We start from the raw sequence: 17,666 nt of genomic DNA, 5'->3' as shown, positions 1-17,666 counted from the left end.
AGGGAACGGAAGGCGATTGCCATGACCTTGCGCACATTGCGACGCGACATGATAACCCGGCCGGTCTTCAAGTGGGCCTCACGCATAATGCCGCCGATCTCGGAGACCGAACGGGATGCGATCGAGGCGGGCACGGTATGGTGGGACGGCGAGCTCTTCACTGGGAATCCCGACTGGAGCAAGCTTCTGGCCATGCCGCCCGCGAAGCTGTCTCCAGAGGAACAGGGATTTCTGAACGGGCCGGTGCGCGAGCTCTGCGCCATGGCCGACGACTGGAAAATCAACTGGGAGCATCGCGATCTGCCGGCCGAGGTCTGGGACTTCCTGCGCGAGAATAGGTTCTTCGGCCTGATCATCCCAAAAAAATATGGCGGCCTCGGCTTTTCAAATACCGCGCATTCGGAGGTCGTCCGCACCGTCTCCTCCTGCAGCGTCGTGGCCGGCGTGACGGTGATGGTGCCGAACTCGCTCGGCCCCAGCGAATTGCTCATGCATTTCGGCACCGACGAACAGCGCGATTACTGGTTGCCCAGGCTCGCCGACGGACGCGAGATCCCCTGTTTCGCCCTGACCTCGCCTGAGGCCGGCTCGGATGCGGCGGCGATGACCGACACCGGCGTCGTCGAATACGGCGAATGGGAGGGCGAAAAGGTTCTGGGCGTCAGGCTCAACTTCCACAAGCGATATATCACGCTCGGCCCCATCGCCACCGTGGCGGGGCTCGCCTTCAAGATGTACGACCCGGAAAATCATCTCGGCCGCGGTAAGAAGCTCGGCATCACGGTCGCGTTGTTGCCGACGTCGACGCCAGGCGTCGCGCATGGCGAGCGGCACATTCCGCAATTCACCCATTTCCAGAACGGTCCGTTATACGGCGAGGACGTGTTCTTGCCGCTCGACCTGATCTTGGGCGGCGAGAAGCAGATCGGTAAAGGCTGGAAAATGCTGATGACGGCGCTCGCGGCCGGCCGCGGCATTTCGCTGCCGGCGCAATCGGCGGCGGCGGCGGCCATATGCGCACGCGCCACCGGCGCCTATGCGCGGCTCAGAACCCAGTTCGACGTGCCGATCGGAATGTTCGAGGGTATCCGGCAGCCGCTCGCCGACCTCGCCGCAAACATCTACCAGATCGACGCTGCAAGGCGGCTCACCATCGCCGCTCTCGACGAGGAACACAGGCCGTCGGTGATCTCGGCCATCATGAAATTCCATGCCACCGAGCGGATGCGCGAATCCGTCCGGAAGGCGATGGACATCCACGGCGGCAAGGCGATCATCGACGGTCCGAGGAACTATCTTGGCAGCCAATTCAGGTCGGCGCCGATCGGCATCACGGTCGAGGGCGCGAATATTCTCACGCGCAACCTTATTATCTTCGGTCAGGGCGCGGTGCGCTCGCATCCCTACATGCTGAAGGAAATACTGGCACTGTCGGATGAGGACGAGGCCAAGGGTCTGGACGCATTCGACAAGGTGGTCTGGCGCCATTTCGGGCATATATTTGCCGCGCTTTGGCACGCCTTCGTTCGCGGCTGGTCGGGCGGGCGTATAGGGCCGGCTCCGGACGGAGCGGCGATGCCCGGCTACTGGAAGCAGCTCTCGCGACATGCCGCGTCCTTCGCACTGCTTGCGGATCTTTCGCTGCTGTCGCTGGGCGGCGCGCTCAAGCGCAAGGAAATGATCTCAGCCAGGCTGGGCGACATACTCTCGGAACTCTACCTGCTCGGCGCAGCTCTGAAACGTTTCGAGACAGAGGGGCGACACGAGGAAGACCGACCGATCGTCGACTATGTGATGCGCCAGGGGCAGGGTCGCATTGCGGCCGCCTTTGCCGGCGTGCTCGACAATCTGCCATCGCGCGGGGCCGCTTTCCTCGTTAGGCTGGTCGCCTTCCCCGCTGGTGTATCCGCTCCGACGCCATCCGACGAGCTGACGAGCACGGTGGCCGAAACGCTGATGAAGGATTCGCCCCAGCGCGACCGGCTGACGCCAGACATCTACCTGGGTGAAGGACACGCGGAGCATCCGCTGAAGGATCTCGAGCGGGCTTTCAGGTACGTCACCGCAGCGGCACCCATCGAAAAGAAGATGCGCGACATGCATGTCCGTGACCTGGAAGAGGCCCGCGCCAAGGATGTCATCAGCGAGGCGGAATTGGCGCAACTCGCCGAAGCCAAGGCGGCGGCGGACCGCGTAATAGCAGTCGACGCATTTCCCATGGAGGAGATCTCACCGATCGCCGCACAGCATCGAAGAAAGAAGACGATGCGCGATAATCGCCCCGCAGGTTCCGATGCCGCTCAGTGAGAGGCCGCCGATGGACAGCGCCTAAGCGTCCAGAGAAGCAGCTTTGCATAGAGCTTTTCGCGGAGAGTCGCTGGGGCCGCAAGCTGCATTCTTTCGAGTGCTGCAAACTCCGCCCGGTCGGGCTGACCTTCGGTCAAAGACGCAAGAACCGCGTGCGCGAGCAACCGCTTCGAGGCGATCGTCTGTTTCAGATGTCGCAGCGCCGGAACCAGGTGCTGCTCCTCCTCGGAAAATTCCGTATCGAACGGAAACGGGGCGCACCAGCCTTGCTTGCGCAGCGGTAGTAGCGCATCGGCTATGCGGGCGGGCGTATTGTGGCGGCACGCCGGCGGGATGGTAAAATCCTTCTCGATCTTGCCGGCGCTTTTCGCCATTCCGAGCAGTTCGTCCTGGAAGGCCGAATCGGTGATCGCCAGCATCGCGGCGATGCAGTCACGATCGGATTTGCCGCGCAGATCGGCAACGCCGTATTCGGTCACGACCATGTCGCGCAGGTGGCGCGGGAGCGTCGTGTGGCCGTAGGACCAGACGAGGCGCGATTCACGGCGCCCGCGCGACCGGCGTATCGCCTTAAGCGTGATAATGGAACGCCCGCCTTCGAGGGCGAAGGCCTGGGCGGCGAAATTGTATTGCCCGCCGACACCTGAGACGACGCGCCCGTCCGCGAGCGCGTCCGAAACGGTTGCTCCCATGAGCGTCACCATCATCGCATTGTTGACGAAACGCGCATTCGTTCGATCGGCTCGTTTTTGCTCCGCGTCGCCGTAAATTTCATTGACGAAGGAAATGCCCCGCATCTGGAAAAGTGCGCGTTCCTCCTCCGACAGGTCGCGGAGAAATCGGTGGAACGCGGTACCCCCGACAAAGAAGCCGGAATGGAGGATCGCCCCATCGGAGGCGCGGCGCTTGAGAATGCCCGCCCGGTACAGATCCATGAAGCCGTCGACGAACATTTCGCTGGCGGCGTAGAGGCCGGTCTCGAAGGCTCCGGTCTCCCGCTTTGCAGCCCCGTTTGGAGAGAGGCGATGCAGCGCGTCGGCGAAAAGCTCGGGCCGCCGCTGCCGCAGGATCAGACCGGCGGTCAGCGCGTCGCCGAGGGAGCCGATGCCGATCTGCATCGTTCCTCCATCCTTCACCAGGCTTGCAGCATGAATGCCGATGGCGTGATCGGCCAACGATACCGGTTCCCTCGGCACGACGAAGAGCGGCCGGTCCCGATCGGGTCCGTCCAGGATGAGATCGAATTCGCCGGCCGGCAGCACCGCCTCGCCCGGCATGAAAGGCAACTGCGAGCTGACTTCGCCCACGAGCAGAAACGGTTCCCGCCGCGCCTTCATCTTCGGCAGAATATCGAGCGTGATGTCGGCATTGCAGGATAGGCTGTACTCGGCGTCCCCGGCGTCGCCGCGCTTTGCCACGAGTTGCGCGATCGCGTTGATGCCGCGGTCGATGAGGTAGCGGCCGACATGGGTGTAATTTGCCGAGATGTAGTTTTGCTGTGCGACCTCGGCCCCAAGCCAACGACCGGCGACGAAAAAGAACTCGCTCACGCGGACGTTTTCCGGCAGCTTTCCGTCACGCAGCGCCTTGGCGTAAGCGAGGTCCGGACTGCCCGCATATAGCCGTTCTAGCAACGGCTCGATGAAGCGACGTTCCATGTCGCTCGACCAGGAAGGTTTTTCCAACGTCAGCGCCGTGAATATCTCGACATCGATCGCCCTATCCTTGACCGCCCGCTCGAATAATGCATTGGCGACGAGATTGGCTTTGCCAAGTCCGAGCGGAAGCCCGAGCACGATATGCCCATCAAGGCGCTCGATGATGCGCTCGGCGATGCTTTCGGCTCGCTGATGCTGTTCTGGCTTGCCGCTCACGGCTCTTCGCCTAGTGCCTCCCAGCCCTCGTCTGGGGCAAACCGGGACCCATGCCGCTGTTGGAGGTGCTTAAGCGTCCCAACGATGTCCGCCGCACCGCGGCTGCGTGCATAGTGCATCGGTCCGCCGCGGAACGGCGCAAAACCGGTCGCGAAGATCATCGCGCCGTCGAGCGTCTCTTCATCCTCGACGATACCTTCCCGCAGGCAGCGTACACAGGTGTTGAGCATGGGCAGGAGGAGACGGTCCGTCATCTCCTGGCCGGGTGCCGGTACGTCGGACGTCTTTTTCGGCTTGCCCCTGTTGTCATAGACGTACAGCCCCTTACCCGCCTTTCGGCCGGTTTCGCCGTTTTGAACCTTCGCTTCGAGCCAGGCTGGAATATCGGGGATGGGGTCGTCGAGCTTGTCCTTGAGCATGCGGACGACATCGAGACCGATATCGAGGCCGATGCGGTCGGCGAGCGCTATCGGTCCCATCGGCATTCCGAAATCCTCCGCTGCCCGGTCGATGATCTCCTTGGACGTTCCCTCGTCGACCATGACGAAAGCCTCAGTGAGATATGCCGTCAGGCAACGGTTGACGAGAAAGCCGGGCGCGCTCTTCACCGCGGCGGGCAAACGGTCGATAGTCCCGCAGAAGCGGAGCGCCCGATCGAGTGTTGCCTGGCCTGCCTTATCGTGAGCGACGACCTCGACGAGCTCCATCTTGGCGACCGGGTTGAAGAAATGCAGCCCGACCAGGCGATCCGGAAAGGCCAGGCCCTCGCGCAGCACCTCGAGCGGTATGCTCGACGTGTTTGTGGCGAGGATGGCGTCTTCCTTTATTTTCGGCGCGATCTCGTCGAACAGTTTGCGTTTGACGTCCGTCTTCTCGACGACCGCCTCGATGACGAGGTCCGCCTTGGCGACACCCGTCCCCTCGAAGTCGGGCATCAGACGGTCGAGGGCGTCGCGCCGCTCAATGCTCGAATGAAGCTTCTTGTCGTAGAACTCCGCGGCGCGGCCGATCGCCTTGGCGATGGTCTCGTGGTCGAGGTCGGCGAGCGTGACCCTCAGCCCCCGCGCCGCGCACCACGCCGCAATATCGCCACCCATCGCGCCCGCTCCGATAACGTGGACGTGCCGAATTGCGCTTGCACCCTTGGCGGAGTCCTTCAGCTTTTCGCGCAGGAAGAAGACACGCATGAGGTTCTGCGCCGTATCGCTGACAAGCAGTTCCGAGAATGACGTGATCTCGGCTCTTTGCATTGCCCTGGCATCGCCGCCATGCTCCTTCCAGAGATCGATGAGGCGATAGGGCGCCGGATAATGCTGCTTCGGCGCTCGTCTTTCCGCCTCGGCGCGAAAACGGCGGGCGGCGAGCTGGCGCGCCGGCGCGAGACCGAGCACGCCCGATTTCCAGCTGCCGCGATCTGTCTTCATCTTGCCCGCGACGGCAGCGCGCACGGCACTTTCGACGTGGCGCTCCTCGACAACCGCGTCGACGAGACCGATCGCCTTCGCCTTCTTCGCGTGCACGGTCTTTCCCGTCAGCATCATCGTCATCGCCTCTATGGGATCGATCAGCGCCGTCAGACGGAAGGTCCCGCCGAGCCCGGGATGCAGGCCGAGCCTTATCTCGGGAAAGCCCAGTTTCGCGTCACTCAAGGCAATACGGTATTTGCAGGCGAGTGCAACTTCCAGGCCGCCGCCGTAGCAGTAGCCGTGGATCACCGCCACGGTTGGTATCGCAAGCGCCGCCAACCGGTCTATGATCCCGTGCGCCCACCTCAAACGCTTCTCTACCTCGCGCACCTCGCTCACGTCTTTGAAGTCGCGGATGTCTGCACCCGCGATGAAGCCGCCCTCCTTGGCCGAGCGGATGACGAGGCCTTTGGCCCCAATGCCCTCCATCTCGGCAAGCGCCGCATCGAGTTCAGCGATGACTGCTTCCGACAGGGTGTTCGCGCTTTCGTTTGCCCTGTCGAGCACGAGCCAGGCGATATCGTCCGGCCCCTTGCTCAACCGCCAATGCGTGAATTCCTTCAGGGCGCTCCCTGGCCCGAACTCAATGTTGCGGGGGGCAAGCATTTCCCAGACGGCGGCATTATCGGTCGGCATCATGCAATCTCCAGGAGCATGGCGCCGCCTTGACCACCGCCGATGCATTCGGTGGCTATGCCGCGCTTCAGCCCAAGCCGGCGCATCGCGTTGATGAGATGAAGCACGAGCCGGTTTCCGCTCGTGCCGACGGGATGTCCGAGACTGATCGCGCCTCCGTCCACGTTGAGCCGGTCGCGTTCGATGCGGCCGAAGACGCTGTCGAGACCGAGCACGCCGCGGCAATATTGCTCGTCCTCCCAGGCGGCAAGGCAGGCAAGCACTTGCGCAGCGAAGGCTTCGTTGAGTTCCCAGAGATCAATATCCTCGCGGGAAAACTCTCTGCGTTTCATGAGTTCAGTCGAACACAATGTCGGGGCAAGCCCCATGATCGAGGGATCGAGCGCCGACCACTCGCTGTCGACGATGCGGGCGAGCGGCGTAAGCTTGTGCCTGTTCATCGCCTCTTCCGATGCGAGGACGACCCAGCAGGCGCCGTCGGTGATCTGGGAAGAATTGCCGGCGGTGACATTTCCGTAGGGTTTTTCGAAAACCGGCTCCAACTTGGCGAGCTTGTCCATCGACGTATCCTGCCGCACGCCGTCGTCATGATCGTAGAGCAACCCGTGACGGGATATCGCAGGAAGAATCTCGCCCGCGAGGAAACCATTATTCTGCGCGCGCACCAGGCGTTGGTGGCTTTCCAGGGCGTAAGCGTCGGCAGCCTCGCGCGTAATGCCGAACAGGTGGCCGACCACTTCCGCTGTTTGGCCCATATTGAGGTCGGAGATCGGATCAGTAAGCCCGCGTTCGAGGCCGACCACAGGCTTCGCCATCTCCGGTCTAAAGCCCGCCACGGCAGTGGCTTTTTCCCAAGGGGTCTTCGCAGTTGCAAAGCCGCCGAGCCATTCGACCGCTTGCTGCCGAAACACCAGCGGTGCATGGGACAGCGCCTCCGTTCCACCGGCGAAAATGAGGTCAGCCTTGCCGGTTTCGATCGCCCGGAAGGCGATGTCGATCGACTGCATGCCAGACCCGCAATTGATCTGCACGGTAAAAGCCGTCATCGCCGGCCCCATGCCGAGTCTGAGAGAGGCAATCCGCGCCGGGTTCATCTCGTCGGCGATTACGTTAACGCAGCCGAGTATGACGGCGTCGAATTCATCCGGAGGGAAAGCCTGGCGCATGAGAAGTGGCCGGCCACACTGCACGGCGAGATCGACAGGCGTGAACGGCCCCGGCTTATTGCGAGCCCGAAGAAAAGGCGTCCGTGCCCCGTCAACCACATAGACCCGCCGACCAGAACGGGCGGCGGTGCGATCGGGGGACTGTGATCCTCTGGCGAGGGGCTTTTCGGCAGTCGCGACCGGCGCCGCTCGACGTGGGCTCTTCGCCTTCGTCGTTGCAGCGGAGTTCGGCCGCCGGACCATCGCTTAGCTCCCCAATAGCTTGCTTCTGAAGAAGACAAGAAGTTGTCGCGCAGCCGCCGCGCAACTTCGCACTAAAGCCAAACGTTCAGAACCACCGATCGTTCCGTTGGCGCCCGACATGAGGGGGCTGGGTTTGATGAACCAGAATCGCGATTGACAACCATTGCCCCATGGAGATTCCCATCCCATACATCGTGGGATGCGTGGAGGTTCCCAGGCGTGGGTCTGCCGCTCCATTGCCAGACCGCGACCGTTGGGCGGAGGTCCCGAATGTGGCTCCTGAGACTGATGGTTGGGCTGGCAGGATTGTATGTGCTCGTCGCGGCCGTCGTGTATTTCTTTCAGACTTGGCTGATCTTTCCGGCTGGCCTTGCTGCGTTCGGACCCGACCTGCCAGCCGGGGCACGCCATGTCGAACTGATGACGGAGGAAAACGAGCGCATCGTTCTGGTGCGCCTGCCGCCGCGGCGGCCGAGGGCTGAACCACGGCCGCTCGTGCTGGCCTTCGGCGGAAACGCCTGGAACGCCGATGCGCTTGCCCTGATGCTGCACCAGCTGCTCCCTGAGTATGAGGTAGCCGCGATGCACTACCGCGGCTATGGGCCGAGCAGCGGACGCCCCTCAGCCGTTGCCCTGTTCGCCGATGCCCGGCAGGCATACGATCACGTGGCCGCTGAGGCCGAAGCGGGCGTCGTTGCGGTTGGCCTTAGCATCGGTGCTGCAGTTGCGGTGGACCTGGCCGCTACCAGGCATCTGGGCGGCGTCGTCCTTGTGACGCCGTTCGACTCGTTGGAGGACCTTGCCGCACACCACTATCCCTGGCTTCCGGTGCGCCTTTTGCTGCGGCATCGCATGGGAACGGCGGAAACCTTGCGGGATCTCGACGTGCCGACGGCCATCATCACGGCCGACAACGATGTGATTGTTCCCGCGGCGCGCTCGGCGCCCGTCCGCAAAGCCGCCCGCGACCTACGCAGCGACATCACGATCGAGTCCGGCCACAACGACCTCTACAGTCATCCCCAGTTCGCCGGGGCACTGCGCGAATCCATCGCTGCGGTTGGTGGGGGAGTGAGGTAAAAATCATGCTTCCAAGCGAACGCACATTGCGGAACGGTTGCGTCATGGTGCAGGCCGAACTTTGCCGTTTGTGCCGTCCTTCGGAAACGGCATCAATGCGCCACAAGGGGTCACATCTGCAAAATGCGGCCCCGTCGAAATCACCTCAGCGCCGCCACCCGAGCAGGCGAGCCGTTCGCTATCACTTCTTCGTCGGCTCCCAGAGCTCGACCGGATTGCCCTCGGGATCGTGAATGCGGGCAAAGCGACCGACTTCCGAGTTCCACTCGGTGCGAGTTTCCACTGCGATCCCGCTTGCTCTCAGATTTGCCATGAGCCCATCGAGATCATCGACGCGGAAGTTGATCATCCACTGCTGTTCTGCTCGTCCAAAATAGTCGGTATTCTCAGAGAACGGTCCAAAAATTGTGGTCCCTGCCTCTTGCTGCCACACGGATTTGTGCAGGTCGTCAATTCCAAGATGCTTCTCGTACCATTCGGCGAGCCAAGCCGGATCCGCCGCCTTGAAGAACACACCACCAATTCCAACGACCTTCGGCATGGGATCCTCCTTAGTCCAGAAGAGGACAATGCCGACGCAGGCGCTCACATGCAACTCGAAGATCTCGAGCCATTCGTGATGGGGCGATCAGCCCTTTAGGTAGTGTGCGTTTAAACGCCATGTCCCCTGCGGCGGAGGCAACACCCGTTGCGCCCTTCAGCTGCGCTCCGCCTCGCCCGTCACGCGCCAGACCACATCGCCGACATCGTCCGCCACCAACAGCGAGCCGTCGGGGCCGATGGCAACTCCAACCGGCCGTCCATAGGACGACCGCTCGTCAGGGGAAAGGAAACCGGTCAGAATGTCGCGCGGCGGTCCGGCCGGACGACCATTCGCAAAGGGCACGAAGACAACCTTGTAGCCGCTCAACGTGCTGCGGTTCCAGGAACCATGCTGCCCGATGACCATGCCGTCCGGGAAGCCGGGCAGAGTGCCTGCGGGAAGCCAGCAAAGGCCGAGCGATGCAGTGTGTCCGCCCAAGGCATAGTCCGGTGTTATCGCGGTTGCGACCATTGCCGGGTCCTGCGGCACCCGGTCGTCCACGATCTGCCCCCAGTAGCAATAGGGCCATCCATAGAAGCCGCCGTCGTGCACTGATGTCAGATAGTCGGGAGGCGTCTCGTCGCCCAGGCCATCGCGCTCATTAACCACCGTCCAGAGTGCACCTGTCTTTGGCTCCCACGCCATGCCCACCGGGTTGCGCAGGCCGGAGGCAAATATCCGGCGATCACCACTCTCGAGGTCAAGCTCGTGGATAGCAGCCCGTCCTTCCTCTGCCGCCATGCCGCGCTCGCCTATGTTGCTGAGCGAACCGACGCCGATGAAGAGCTTTCGTCCATCGCGACTCGGAAGCAGGCTTCGCGTCCAATGACCGCCGGACTTAAGGTCCGTCAGCTTTCGCCCGGTCGCGCTGATACGCGTGTCGCCCGCATTATACGGGAACGCAACCACCCCGTCCGTATTGCCGACATACAACGTATCGCCGAGCAATGCCATGCCGAACGGCTGATTGAGTCCGTCGAGAAATACCGACCGTGTTTCGGCCACGCCGTCGCCATCCGCATCGCGCAACAGCGTGATGCGGTTCGGACTTGCGCCCACTGCGGCGGCGCGCTTCATCGTGCTGTACATGGCGTAGTCGAAGGCAGATTTAATGCCCCCCGGCTCGCTCAGCGCCTCAGCCACCAGTACATCGCCATTCGGCAACGCTTGAATCCACCGGGGATGCTTGAGTCCGGCCGCGAATGCGTTCACCTTCAGCCCGGCCGCCGCAGCCGGCATTTGCTCCGCGCTCCATCCCTTGGCTGTCGGCATCTTCAAGGTCGGAATGCCCTGCGGCCTGGCTCCAGGGATTTTCGGTTCGCCGCCATAGGCCGGTTCGAGAGAATCACCGTCCTGGCGGCGCAAAAGGATTGCTGCGGCGCCGATCAGTGCGACCAGTCGACCGAAAACGTCTGACAACCCCATGTGTCCTCCTAACCCGGCGCATCTGGCCGAAAATCGCACCCAAAATTCGGAAAGCTCGATGCGCAGCTTCAAATAGTTACAGCGACCTTTGCGCGTCTGAAAAGACGCGCGGCGCTGTAATGCGCACGCTAGCCGAAGCAACTGCAGGTGGCTATCCTCAAACTGTTTTTTCCAGAGGAAGGACAAGAATCGACACCAGTCTTTCGATGCCCGGCGTCAGTTATTCACTGCTAGGAACTGACCTCCGACTTGAACTTTCTCAGCGACCGGTGCCTCGGCCGCTCGGGCGCGAGCACTGCCGTGAGAACCTCGGCGGTGGCAAGAGCCGCGATCACCGCCGGCCGCTTGTCCTTGAGCATCGCACCGCCAATCGGGCAGACGAGTTGGTCGAAAAGCTCAGGGCGCTCGATTTCACGGGAGAGCCAGTTTCTGAAGGTTGCGCGTTTCGTTTTCGAGCCGATCATGCCAACGTAGGAGGCATCCCCGCGGGCGAGCGCCTCCGCGGCGATGAGGAAATCCAACGCATGGTCATGGGTGAGGATGACGAAGGCGCTACCTGCCGGTGCATCGCGAACGATGGTCTCCGGCATGGCCGTGAGCCAGGTTTCGACGCCCGGCACATCGACCGTTGCAAGCTCGTGCTCGCGCGTATCGACCAGCAGAGTTCGGACCGGCGTAAGCGACAGGGCGATGGCGAGTGCATTGCCGACATGGCCGGCGCCGAAAACATAAACGTGAGGGCGACGCGCCAGCTCGCCGTCGCAGCGCTCGACCAGCTTATTGTGGGCTTCGTCGTCGACGGCCGCAAAGGAGAGCGCTACGCGGCCGCCGCAGCACTGGCCGATTTCCGGGCCGAGGGGTATTTCCAACCGATCCTCGGCAGAAGCACCCTTGAGCAGCTCTCGCGCGTGGTCGATCGCCAGATATTCCAATTGCCCGCCGCCGATCGTGGCAAAGATCCGGTCGGGAGAGACGAGCATCCAGGCATCCGTGTCGCGCGGAGTGGAGCCAGCCGCTCCCGTCACCTCGACGAGGATGCAGGCCGCCTCCTGGGCGAGAAAATCCCGGATGTCCTCCCTCGTCGCCATCTCCATCATCCATTCGTTTTAGCGGCGCGCAGTCGCTCGATCGCCATCAGCACCCGCTCCGGCGTCGCCGGCGCATCGATGCGCGGCGGAATACGATAGCCCGCAACACTCGCCGCGGCCATGGATATCGCTTCGAGGACGGAAATGCCCAGCATGAAGGGCGGTTCCCCGACCGCCTTCGAGCGACGGATCGTCTCCTCGCGATTGACCGACCATTCGGCGAGACGCACGTTGAAGACGCGCGGCCGGTCCGAGGCGAGCGGGATCTTGTAGGTCGAGGGGGCATGGGTGCGCAGTCGTCCCTGCGCGTCCCACCAGAGCTCCTCGGTCGTGAGCCAGCCCATACCCTGGACGAAGGCGCCTTCCACCTGGCCGAGATCAAGCGCCGGATTGAGCGACCGGCCGACGTCATGGATGATATCGGTACGCTCGACCCGGTATTCGCCGGTCAGCGTGTCGACACTAACCTCGGAGCACGAGGCGCCATAGGCATAATAATAGAACGGGCGGCCCCTCCCCTCCGAGCGATCCCAATGGATCTTCGGCGTCTTGTAGAAACCGGCCGCCGAAAGCTGCACGCGCGCCGCATAGGCAGACTTGATGAAGTCGACAAAGGCAATGCGATCGGCACCGACTCGGATCGTATTCGGCTCAAACGCCACGTCCGCTTCGCTGACGCCGTAGCGCTCCGACGCAAAGCGCACCAGGCGCGCCTTGATCTGCTGGGCCGCATTGGCGGCGGCCATTCCGTTCAGGTCGGACCCGGAGGAGGCTGCGGTCGCCGAGGTGTTCGGCACCTTGCCGGTCGAGGTCGCCGTTACCTTGATCCGGTCGAGATCGACCTGGAACTCGTCGGCCACGAGCTGGGCGACCTTGGTATAGAGCCCCTGCCCCATTTCCGTGCCGCCATGGTTCAGTTGGATCGACCCGTCCGTATAGACATGGATCAGGGCGCCAGCCTGGTTGTATTCTGTCTTGGTGAAGGAGATGCCGAACTTCACCGGCGTCAGCGCAATGCCGCGCTTGACGACGTGGCTCTCGCGGTTGAAGGCAAGCACGGCCTGCCGGCGGGAAGCGTAGTCGGCCGAGACCTCCAGCTCTTCGATGATCCGGCCGATGATGTTGTCATCCACGGTCTGGTGGTAGGGTGTGAGATTGCGCCCCTCGCCGCCGTAGAAGTTGAGCTTGCGGATCTCGAGTGGGTCCTTGCCAAGAGTATAGGCGACGTCCTCGATCATGCGCTCGCCGCAGACCATGCCCTGCGGGCCGCCGAAGCCGCGAAAGGCGGTATTCGAGACCGTATTGGTCTTCAATGGCCGCGAGCGCAGCCGGACGTTCGGATAAAAATAGCAATTATCGGCGTGGAAGAGCGCGCGGTCGGTCACGGGCCCGGAGAGATCGGCCGAGAAGCCGCAGCGCGCAGCGAAGACCGCGTCCACCGCCCCGATCCGGCCGTCGTCATCAAAACCGATCTTGTAGCCGACATGGAAATCGTGGCGTTTGCCGGTCGCCGTCATGTCGTCGTCGCGGTCCGGGCGCACCTTGACGGCGCGGCCGAATTTCTTCGCCGCAAGCGCCGCGACCGCGGCGAAGAGGTTCGCCTGGGTCTCCTTGCCGCCGAAGGCGCCCCCCATGCGACGGACATTGACTGTCACCGCATTGGACGGAACGCCGAGCACCTGCGCGACCATGTGCTGCGTCTCGCTGGGATGCTGGGTCGAGGCTAAGACCGTCACCTCGTCGTCCTCGCCCGGGATGGCGAAGGAGATGTGGCCTTCGAGATAGAAATGATCCTGGCCGCCGATCCGCATCTCGCCCTCGACGACATGCCGCGATCTGGCAAAACCGGCAACGATGTCGCCCCGCTCGAGCTTCAGCGGATCGACGACCAGCGGATAATCCGCGGCCGCCGCCTCCAGCACGTCGGTAACGTGCGGAAGATCGCGATATTCGATCCTGGCCTTTGCTGCTGCACGCCTGGCTGCGTCACGTGTGGTGGCGATAACGGCGAAGATCGGCTGGCCGTGGAACTCGACCTTACCGGTTGCGAAGACCGGATCGTCGTGCTTATGCGCGGGGCTGATGTCGTTCTCGCCGGGAATATCCCCCGCGGCCAGCACGCCGACGACGCCGGGGCTGGTCTTCACGGCCTCGAAATCGATCGACAGAATTTCCGCATGTGCGCGCCCGGACAGTCCGAGATAGCCGTGCAATGTGCCGGCCGGCTCCGGGATGTCGTCGATATATTCGGCCGTTCCCGTGACATGCTTGCGGCCGGATTCGTGCCGCTCCTTCTCGTGGACGCCGCCGCGGATGCGGTCGATGGGCTGCATCACGTTCATCGCTCCACCTCCTAGACAGCGACCGCGACAATGCGGTCGATACGCGTGTTTCGTGTCTCCTGAGTCTCCAGATAGAAGCGCCTGAGAAGGTTCTTGGCGACCAGCATGCGGTAGTCCGCCGAGGCGCGCCAATCGCTGAGCGGCGTGAAATCCTGATCAAAGGCGGAGACGGCCGCCTCGACTGCGGCTTCGCTCCAGACGGCCCCCTTCAGCGCGGCCTCCACACTGGCGGCGCGCTTCGGCGTGCCGGCCATGCCGCCGAAGGCAATGACCGTATCGGCAACCCGGCCTTCCTCGAACTTCACGCGGAAAGCGCCGCAGATGGCCGAGATGTCCTCGTCGAAGCGTTTGGAAATCTTGTAGACCGCAAGACGCTCCTCCTCGCCAATGAACGGAATCCGGATGTTCTCGACGAATTCGCCAGGCTCGCGATCCTGCCTGCCGTACTCGATGAAGTAGCCCTCGAGCGGCAGCGTCCGCCGCCTCTTCCCCTTTCGCAGCGACACCGATGCGCCGAGCGCGATCAAAGCCGGCGGCGTGTCGCCGATCGGAGAGCCGTTGGCGATATTCCCGCCGACGGTACCCATGTTGCGCACCTGCTCGCCACCGATCCGATCCCAGAGCTCTCGCAATTGCGGGAAGTGACGCAAAATGACCGGGTGGGCCTCCGTATAGCTGACACCTGCGCCAACCGTGATACCGCTCCCATCGGCGGATATCCGTCGCAGCTCATCGAGATGAGAGAGGTGAACGACCGGCGCGATCTGGCGCATGAACTTCGTCACCCACAGCCCGACATCGGTGGAGCCGGCAACAATCGTCGCCTTCGGATTGGCTTCGAGCACCGCGGCCAGATCGTCGACCGAGCCTGGCAGCACGATGCGTTCGTCTTCGCTGCCGATCTCGACGCGACGGCCATCCTTGAGCAAGGCGAGCTGTCGGGTGATCGTATTGCGCTCGGCAACGAGCGGATCCTTCCCGAGTTCTCCGATCGACGAGATCGCCTCTGCCGCGCGGATGATGGCGGCATAGCCGGTGCAGCGACAGAGATTGCCCTGCAGCGCCTTCTCGATCTCCCGGATACTCGGTTTCGGGTTTGCCATCCAGAGGCCGTAAAGCGACATCACGAAGCCGGGCGTGCAAAAGCCGCATTGGGAGGCATGGGTCTCGACCATTGCCTGCTGCACCGGATGCAGCGGACCGTCCGGCCGGGAAAGCGCCTCCACCGTCACGACATGACAGCTATCGAGCGAAGCAACGAAGCGGATGCAGGCATTGACGGATTCGTATTTCACCCGGCCCTCGAACAATCGGCCGACGAGCACTGTGCAGGCGCCGCAATCGCCTTCGGCACAGCCCTCCTTGGTGCCGCGCAGGTTGCGATCGATGCGCAGGAAGTCGAGCAGGGTCTGGACCGGCGAGACGTCGGCAAGCTCGACCAGTCGGTCGTTCAGAACGAAACGGATCGTGTTGCGGATCTCGGTGGTCATGGCTTTTCAGCTCCCGCGATAGGTGGAATAGCCGAAAGGCGCAAGCAGGAGCGGCACGTGATAATGCGCGGCCGGATCGGCGATTCCGAAGCGGATCGGAATAAGGTCGAGGAACGGACCGGCATCGCGTTCGACACCCATATATTCGCCCGCGTGGAACCGCAGTTCGTAGGTCCCGCTTTCCATCGCATCGCCGCTGAGCATCGGCTCATCGCATCGGCCATCATCATTCGTGCGGATCGAAGCGATATGCTCGCGCCACTCGCCATCGAGACGATAAAGGTCGATCCGCAGGTTCGCGGCCGGTTTGCCGCTTGCCGTGTCCAGCACGTGGGTCGTCAGCCGCCCGGCGCCGCCGTTCTGTGTTTGCATGCCTATTCTCCTCCCGACTCGCTCTCGGTAGTCGATGGCCGAGTATCCGGAGGACCGCCCGCCTTGTGTAGCGTGCTCAAGCTTCGAGACTTTCAAAATTTTCCAGGGGAATTGGCCCGAATGTTTCTCGCTACGAATCCTTTCATCGAGAAAACCAAAGGAGGATTTGCTTCTCATGAGATATCCGCGCGATCTCCACGGCTACGGCCCAAGTCCGAAGATCATCTGGCCGGATGAGGCCCGCATTGCCGTGCAATTCGTCGTCAATTACGAGGAGGGCGGCGAGAATTGCATACTGCACGGCGATGCGGCCTCCGAGGCGTTCCTGTCGGAAATCGTGGGCGCGGAGCCCTGGCCCGGCAAGCGTCACTGGAACATGGAGTCGATCTACGAATACGGTGCGCGCGCCGGCTTCTGGAGATTGCACCGGCTTCTTACCGGCCGGCACGTGCCGGTGACGGTCTACGGCGTCGCAACCGCCCTGCAGCGATCCCCCGCACAGGTAGCCGCCATGCAGAGTGCCGGCTGGGAGATCGCTTCCCATGGGCTGAAATGGATCGAGCACAGGGATTTCACCGCCGCGGAAGAGCGCGCGATGATGGCCGAGGCGGTCCGGCTCCACACGATCGTCACCGGCGAGCGGCCGCGGGGCTGGTATACCGGCCGCTGCTCGGAGAACACGCTCGACCTCATCACGGCGGCCGGCGGCTTCGATTATGTTTCCGACAGCTATGCGGACGACCTGCCTTACTGGCACGACCATGCGGGCCGGCACCAGCTTGTCATCCCCTATACGCTCGACGCCAACGACATGCGTTTCGCAACGGCACAGGGCTTCAATAGCGGTGATCAGTTCTTCAGCTATCTGAAGGACAGTTTCGACATGCTCTACGCCGAAGGGCTGGCCGGTTTTCCGAAGATGATGAGCATCGGCCTTCACTGCCGTCTCGCCGGACGGCCCGGGCGTGCGGCCGCACTCGCCCGCTTCATCGACTACGTCAAGAGCCATGAAAAAGTCTGGCTCGCCCGCCGTATCGATATCGCCCACTACTGGGCCGAGGCCTACCCGTTCCGCCCGAACGACGATCGCCCCTCGCGGCTTTCCGAGGAGGATTTCGTCGCCCGTTTCGGCGGCGTGTTCGAGCACTCGGACTGGATCGCCCGGCGCGCCTTTGCCGGCGAGCTCTCGCCTGCCAACGACACGGCACTTGGCCTCCATGCGGCGCTGACGGGGGTCTTCCGGGCGGCGAGCGAGGCCGAACGGATTGCCGTTCTCAACGCCCACCCGGATCTCGCAGGAAAGCTCGCCCAAGCAAAGCGCCTGACCGAGAGCTCGACCGACGAGCAGGCCTCGGCCGGCCTCGACGCGCTGACCGATGGCGAGCGCGAACGCTTCACCACCCTCAACGGCGCCTATGTCGAGAAATTCGGCTTTCCCTTCGTCATGGCGGTCAGGGGGCGCAGCAAGGACGAAATCCTCGCCGCTTTCGAAGACCGGATCTGCAACGGCCGCGACACCGAATTCGAGACAGCCTGCCGCCAGGTGGAGCGCATCGCGGCTCTTCGCCTCCAGGACATGCTGCCGAGCTGACGA

Annotated in this window: 12 protein-coding genes; 3 read left to right on the top strand and 9 right to left on the bottom strand. The window is 63.0% G+C overall.

Annotated features, from left to right (window positions below):
- Positions 1-21 precede the first annotated feature (21 nt).
- Positions 22-2,307, top strand: coding sequence for an acyl-CoA dehydrogenase (locus tag SJ05684_RS20335; RefSeq protein WP_034855539.1), 2,286 nt, complete (start codon positions 22-24; stop codon positions 2,305-2,307).
- On the opposite strand, the gene SJ05684_RS20330 is transcribed toward SJ05684_RS20335, so the two are convergent.
- Genes SJ05684_RS20330 through SJ05684_RS20320 form a run of 3 tightly spaced genes read right to left on the bottom strand, consistent with a single transcriptional unit; the run spans position 2,301 to position 7,692 of the window.
- Positions 2,301-4,181: an acetyl-CoA hydrolase/transferase C-terminal domain-containing protein gene (locus SJ05684_RS20330; RefSeq protein ID WP_050980046.1), complete on the bottom strand. Its 1,881-nt coding sequence runs from the start codon at positions 4,179-4,181 to the stop codon at positions 2,301-2,303. The two genes, SJ05684_RS20335 and SJ05684_RS20330, sit on opposite strands and share 7 nt — an antisense overlap.
- A complete protein-coding gene (locus tag SJ05684_RS20325) occupies positions 4,178-6,286 on the bottom strand; it encodes a 3-hydroxyacyl-CoA dehydrogenase NAD-binding domain-containing protein (RefSeq protein ID WP_083846169.1) in 2,109 nt (702 codons plus the stop codon). Before SJ05684_RS20325 ends, SJ05684_RS20330 begins: the two co-directional genes overlap by 4 nt.
- On the bottom strand, positions 6,283-7,692 hold the full coding sequence (locus SJ05684_RS20320; protein WP_083846168.1) for an acetyl-CoA C-acetyltransferase: 1,410 nt from the start codon (positions 7,690-7,692) through the stop codon (positions 6,283-6,285). Before SJ05684_RS20320 ends, SJ05684_RS20325 begins: the two co-directional genes overlap by 4 nt.
- Positions 7,693-7,962: 270 nt before the next feature.
- Here SJ05684_RS20320 and SJ05684_RS20315 point away from each other — a divergent pair, with 270 nt between their 5' ends.
- Positions 7,963-8,772 (top strand): alpha/beta hydrolase, encoded by an 810-nt coding sequence (locus tag SJ05684_RS20315; protein WP_050980045.1) that lies wholly within the window; start codon positions 7,963-7,965, stop codon positions 8,770-8,772.
- Between the two features lie 181 nt (positions 8,773-8,953).
- Here SJ05684_RS20315 and SJ05684_RS20310 read toward each other — a convergent pair whose 3' ends face one another.
- The 6 genes from SJ05684_RS20310 to uraH form a co-directional block, all read right to left on the bottom strand.
- On the bottom strand, positions 8,954-9,313 hold the full coding sequence (locus SJ05684_RS20310) for a VOC family protein (RefSeq protein WP_034855537.1): 360 nt from the start codon (positions 9,311-9,313) through the stop codon (positions 8,954-8,956).
- A gap of 156 nt (positions 9,314-9,469) precedes the next feature.
- Positions 9,470-10,780 carry a PQQ-dependent sugar dehydrogenase gene (locus tag SJ05684_RS20305; RefSeq protein ID WP_034855535.1) on the bottom strand — a complete coding sequence of 437 codons (1,311 nt, stop codon included), beginning with the start codon at positions 10,778-10,780 and terminating at the stop codon, positions 9,470-9,472.
- 230 nt (positions 10,781-11,010) lie between these two features.
- A complete protein-coding gene (xdhC, locus tag SJ05684_RS20300) occupies positions 11,011-11,868 on the bottom strand; it encodes a xanthine dehydrogenase accessory protein XdhC (RefSeq protein ID WP_034855693.1) in 858 nt (285 codons plus the stop codon).
- 5 nt (positions 11,869-11,873) lie between these two features.
- Positions 11,874-14,210, bottom strand: a complete 2,337-nt coding sequence (xdhB, locus tag SJ05684_RS20295; protein ID WP_034855533.1) for a xanthine dehydrogenase molybdopterin binding subunit — start codon at positions 14,208-14,210, stop codon at positions 11,874-11,876.
- Positions 14,211-14,221: 11 nt separating this feature from the next.
- Positions 14,222-15,700: a xanthine dehydrogenase small subunit gene (xdhA, locus tag SJ05684_RS20290; protein ID WP_034855531.1), complete on the bottom strand. Its 1,479-nt coding sequence runs from the start codon at positions 15,698-15,700 to the stop codon at positions 14,222-14,224.
- Positions 15,701-15,706: 6 nt separating this feature from the next.
- A complete protein-coding gene (gene uraH / locus SJ05684_RS20285; RefSeq protein WP_034855529.1) occupies positions 15,707-16,072 on the bottom strand; it encodes a hydroxyisourate hydrolase in 366 nt (121 codons plus the stop codon).
- Positions 16,073-16,247: 175 nt separating this feature from the next.
- On the opposite strand from uraH, the gene puuE reads away from it, so the two are divergent.
- Entirely contained in the window at positions 16,248-17,663 is a 1,416-nt protein-coding gene (gene puuE, locus SJ05684_RS20280; RefSeq protein ID WP_034855522.1) for an allantoinase PuuE, read from the top strand.
- Positions 17,664-17,666 lie beyond the last annotated feature (3 nt).

Source organism: Sinorhizobium sojae CCBAU 05684 (genome assembly GCF_002288525.1).
Taxonomy (GTDB): Bacteria; Pseudomonadota; Alphaproteobacteria; order Rhizobiales; family Rhizobiaceae; genus Sinorhizobium; species Sinorhizobium sojae.
The sequence above is the reverse complement of the archived record's forward strand: the minus strand, read 5'-3'. Positions and strand labels throughout refer to the sequence as shown.

Excerpts from the sequence above, each read along its gene's own strand:
- SJ05684_RS20335 (WP_034855539.1), top strand. The coding sequence starts at position 22 with ATGACCTTGCGCACATTGCGACGCGACATGATAACCCGGCCGGTCTTC.
- SJ05684_RS20325 (WP_083846169.1), bottom strand. The coding sequence starts at position 6,286 with ATGATGCCGACCGATAATGCCGCCGTCTGGGAAATGCTTGCCCCCCGC.
- SJ05684_RS20320 (WP_083846168.1), bottom strand. The coding sequence starts at position 7,692 with ATGGTCCGGCGGCCGAACTCCGCTGCAACGACGAAGGCGAAGAGCCCA.
- SJ05684_RS20315 (WP_050980045.1), top strand. The coding sequence starts at position 7,963 with ATGTGGCTCCTGAGACTGATGGTTGGGCTGGCAGGATTGTATGTGCTC.
- SJ05684_RS20310 (WP_034855537.1), bottom strand. The coding sequence starts at position 9,313 with ATGCCGAAGGTCGTTGGAATTGGTGGTGTGTTCTTCAAGGCGGCGGAT.
- SJ05684_RS20305 (WP_034855535.1), bottom strand. The coding sequence starts at position 10,780 with ATGGGGTTGTCAGACGTTTTCGGTCGACTGGTCGCACTGATCGGCGCC.
- xdhC (WP_034855693.1), bottom strand. The coding sequence starts at position 11,868 with ATGGCGACGAGGGAGGACATCCGGGATTTTCTCGCCCAGGAGGCGGCC.
- xdhB (WP_034855533.1), bottom strand. The coding sequence starts at position 14,210 with ATGAACGTGATGCAGCCCATCGACCGCATCCGCGGCGGCGTCCACGAG.
- xdhA (WP_034855531.1), bottom strand. The coding sequence starts at position 15,700 with ATGACCACCGAGATCCGCAACACGATCCGTTTCGTTCTGAACGACCGA.
- uraH (WP_034855529.1), bottom strand. The coding sequence starts at position 16,072 with ATGCAAACACAGAACGGCGGCGCCGGGCGGCTGACGACCCACGTGCTG.
- puuE (WP_034855522.1), top strand. The coding sequence starts at position 16,248 with ATGAGATATCCGCGCGATCTCCACGGCTACGGCCCAAGTCCGAAGATC.